The sequence below is a fragment of the Dellaglioa sp. CoH-57-MRSF-22 genome, from assembly GCF_056781895.1.
Genome location: NZ_JBXAXT010000121.1, coordinates 1 through 372 on the forward strand (window position 1 = coordinate 1; position 372 = coordinate 372).

The 372-nt window shown below is 42.7% G+C and carries 2 tRNA genes; both read left to right on the top strand.

Features of this window, described 5'->3' with window-relative positions:
* Positions 1-101 precede the first annotated feature (101 nt).
* Positions 102-176: transfer RNA gene (locus AC1RPR_RS08470), tRNA-Ile, on the top strand.
* Positions 177-203: 27 nt separating this feature from the next.
* Positions 204-276: transfer RNA gene (locus tag AC1RPR_RS08475), tRNA-Ala, on the top strand.
* Positions 277-372 lie beyond the last annotated feature (96 nt).

The following is a 372-nucleotide window of genomic DNA, read 5'->3' on the forward strand; positions in this document are numbered from 1 at the left end:
CCTGCGGCTGGATCACCTCCTTTCTAAGGAATATTACGGAAACCTACACACTTGTCGAAAATTTGTTTAGTTTTGAGAGATCTACTCTCAAAAGCGTTTACGGGCCTATAGCTCAGCTGGTTTAGAGCGCACGCCTGATAAGCGTGAGGTCGATGGTTCGAGTCCATTTAGGCCCATTTACCAATTAATAAAATACCCATTATGGGGCCTTAGCTCAGCTGGGAGAGCGCCTGCCTTGCACGCAGGAGGTCATCGGTTCGATCCCGTTAGGCTCCATTGACAATATTAATTGTCGAATTTGTTCTTTGAAAACTAGATAATATTTATTAAATTTTTAAGCAATAAGCCGAGAAACACCGCGTTTTATTAGTT